The organism is Polaromonas sp., assembly GCF_030682935.1.
GTDB lineage: Bacteria > Pseudomonadota > Gammaproteobacteria > Burkholderiales > Burkholderiaceae_C > Polaromonas.
The window spans coordinates 1-3,380 of record NZ_JAUXNA010000142.1 but is presented as its reverse complement, the minus strand read 5'-3'; the positions used below and the strand labels follow the sequence as shown (position 1 = coordinate 3,380).

General features: G+C 58.0%; 3 protein-coding genes and 1 pseudogene. 2 read left to right on the top strand and 2 right to left on the bottom strand.

Annotation, left to right across the window (positions count from 1 at the left end; all coding sequences use genetic code 11):
- Positions 1–261: pseudogene (locus tag Q8K05_RS06825) on the bottom strand (permease); the annotation flags it as partial.
- A gap of 26 nt (positions 262–287) precedes the next feature.
- Positions 288–962 (bottom strand): GMC family oxidoreductase N-terminal domain-containing protein, encoded by a 675-nt coding sequence (locus Q8K05_RS06820; protein WP_305245757.1) that lies wholly within the window; start codon positions 960–962, stop codon positions 288–290.
- Positions 963–1,245: 283 nt separating this feature from the next.
- Between Q8K05_RS06820 and Q8K05_RS06815 the strand changes: the two genes are divergently transcribed.
- Positions 1,246–2,931, top strand: a complete 1,686-nt coding sequence (locus Q8K05_RS06815) for an AMP-binding protein (RefSeq protein WP_305245758.1) — start codon at positions 1,246–1,248, stop codon at positions 2,929–2,931.
- 24 nt (positions 2,932–2,955) lie between these two features.
- The coding region (locus Q8K05_RS06810) for an MBL fold metallo-hydrolase (protein WP_305245756.1) at positions 2,956–3,380 on the top strand (425 nt) is incomplete at its 3' end.

Genomic DNA, 3,380 nt, shown 5'->3' with positions numbered 1-3,380 from the left:
ACAGAACACCTGTGGCGCCGTCCATGACTCACCCCACCAGGCGCTGAGCAGTTCCGGCCAGGTCGGCCGGGGCACCGGATCCCCTTGGTTGATCCGCTTCATGAGGATGAATTCGATGGCAAGAAAACCGGTGTAGCCCAGGGCAATCAGCAGAAAACCGGCAACGGCCAGCACCGGGGCGCTGCCGCGAAAGTAAAGCAGCCAGCCACAGGCCGCCGCCAGCAGAGACAAGGTGATGATTTTTTGCAGATGTGCCAGCATGAAGCAGTGAACGCGTCTGAGGCTGCTCAGGCCAGCGTGACATCCCGACCTGCCAGCCGCTTCACCAGGCCTTGCGCCAGCAGGTTGGCCACGCCATAGACAGACAGTTGCGGATTGTCCCCGATACTGGTCGGAAAGAGCGAGCCGTATGAATAGAGAGGTTCTCCCGTTGCCAATGCACGCCGTCGGGGCGGGTCACGCCCGTGCGGGTCCAGCGCGCCAGATCGCAACAGCACTGCGGGAGAATTGATAGCGCTGCGGCGCAGCAAATCATTGTTCTCGTTGGGCGCCATGTGCCAGGGCGTGATGCTCAGGCGCTGCTCTACCTGCTCGAGATAAGGCACCAGGGCTTGGACGCTGTATTCCTTCAGACCAAATTGATCTTGCCAAAACTGGTGTGTGGAAGCCGGCGTACGAAAAGAACTGGTCCAGATGACTGTGGTGGACCCGCCGACGCAGCGGCCCTGCAAAATATGGATGGACTTGTCCCGGGTTTTGCGGGCGGCACTGTCCTGGTAAAGCGACGGATACGCTTCGGACTCAAGCGGATTGAAGTCACGACCTCCCTTGAGCGGCCCTTCTTCGATGACGATCACCTGCAGCCCGGCCTTGACCAGCAATTCGGCGGTGATACCGGCACCCAACGCGTGGCCCGAGGCCGTCCCGCCGCGCTGGAAGCCATTCTTGGTAGGGTCGTTCATTGACGCATGCAGCCTTTGATAGGGGGGTCAAATTTTCAGGGAGCCCAGCAGTGGCCAGCTTGACGCATCCGGGAAGTATGCGCTCGCTGTGATGTCATGCGGGGCGCAGAGGACTTCCTGAAGGTGTTGGAACAGCAGGGAACCCGGGATCCCCGTTTTGAGCACGAAACTGTCGCCTGCGAGACCAAATTGGCCGATTTGCTAGCGGCCGGTGCCCCGCATTAGGACAAGCCCCATGCCGGTTCGGTGCGGTGGCTTTCACAATAGTCAGCAAGGAGTTTGTATGAACAAGCATTGGCTTAAAAGTTACCCCGATGGCGTTCCACACCACATCGACCCAGAGCAGTTTCAGTCGCTCAATGAGTTGCTGGAGAGTTCGTTCAAAAAGAATGCGTCCAAGCCGTTTTCTGTCTGCATGGACAGCTGGATGTCTTACGCACAACTTGACGACTTGTCGTCCGCACTGGGCGCGTGGCTGCAGAGCCTCGGACTTGAGCCCGGCGCACGCGTTGCCATCATGCTGCCGAACGTGCCTCAGTTCACCGTCACCATGGCGGCGGTTTTGCGGGCAGGCTATACCTGCGTCAACGTCAATCCGCTCTACACCGCACGCGAGCTGGAGCATCAGCTCAAGGATTCCGGCGCAAGCGCCCTGGTCATACTGGAAAATTTTGCAGCCACACTGGCTGAAGTGATTGACCGCACACCCGTCAAGAACATCGTTATCACCTCTCTAGGCGATTTGCTGGGGTTTTGGTATGGCCGATGGATGACGTTTGCAGTCCGTCATTTGGCCAAGCTGGTACCCGCGTACAAGCTTCCAGTGAGCAACGGCTGCCGCGTCACCACCTTTACCCATGCGATCACCGAAGGTAGCCGCCAGACGCTACGGCCAGCACACTGCACGCTCGATTCAGTGGCGTTTCTACAGTACACCGGCGGCACCACAGGCTTGTCTAAAGGCGCGGTCCTCACGCACCGCAACATCGTCGCGGCAATATTGCAGGCAGAGGCGTGGTTTAAGCCCGCACTGGGGCGCGTGGGAGATGTCAGCAAGACCAACAACATTGCCGCGTTGCCGCTGTATCACATCTTCGCGTTGACACTCTGCCTGCTGGCGATTCGCTGGGGCGCCCATTTGACGCTGGTGCCGAATCCGCGCGACTTCGGAAAATTCATCGAGGTGCTCAAAAAACGGCCCTTTCACATGCTGCCGGCGGTCAACACCCTTTTCAACGCATTGCTTCAGCATCCGCAGTTCAAGACAGTGGATTTTTCCAGCCTTTGCGTATCCCAAGCAGGCGGCATGGCGGCGTCGGCAGGTACCGCACAGCACTGGTTGAAGGTTACGGGCTGCCCCATGATCGAAGGCTGGGGCATGAGCGAGACTTGCGCCATAGGCACCAACAATCCGGTGACCAACAAGGCGTTCACCGGCTCCATTGGCCTGCCCTTGCCGAGCATTGAAGTGAGCATCAAGGATGATGAGGGAAACTCCCTGGCGCTCGGTGCATCCGGTGAAATATGCATCAAGGGCCCCCAAGTCATGACGGGCTACTACCAGCAGCCCGGGGAAAATGAAAGAGCCTTTACCAGCGATGGCTTCATGCGGACTGGCGACATCGGCATCATGGATGAGCACGGATACACGACGATCATTGACCGCAAGAAAGACATGATCATTGTTTCCGGATTCAATGTATTCCCCAATGAGCTTGAAAACGTGATTTCCCTATGCCCTGGCGTTGTCGAATGCGCCGCGATCGGCGTTGCCGACGAGAAGCAGGGCGAAGCCATCAAGGTTTTTGTGGTGAAGAATGACCCTGCACTGAGCGAAGACGGCGTGAGTGCCTATTGCAAGCAGCATCTCACTGGTTACAAGCGCCCCAAATATATTGAGTTTCGAGATGATTTACCCAAAACCAATGTCGGAAAAATTCTCAGGCGCGAATTGCGCGCGTCTGACTGATGGCTTTCTCGCGAGGTCTTGCTGATGGGCGCACCTGACTTACTGCCGGGTCTGCACGTTTTTGAACGCGGCTGGCTGTCGGCCAACAACATCTTGTTCACGGACGGGGCGGAGACCCTGATGATTGACAGCGGCTACTGCACCCACGCGGCACAAACGCTGTCGCTGCTGGATTCCGCTCTCGATAAGCGGTCCCTCGACCTTCTGGTCAACACCCATTTGCACAGTGATCATTGCGGCGGCAATGCCGCGTTGCAAGCGCGTTATCCGGACATCAAGACATTGATACCGCCTGGACATGCAAAGCAGGTGGCGCAATGGGATCCGGTTGCGCTAACCTATGTCCCTACAGGACAACTTTGTCCGCAATTCAAGTTCGACGAGACGCTCAGGCCAGGATCGACCATGCGCTTCGGTGCGCGCGACTGGCAGGTGCACGCGGCGGCTGG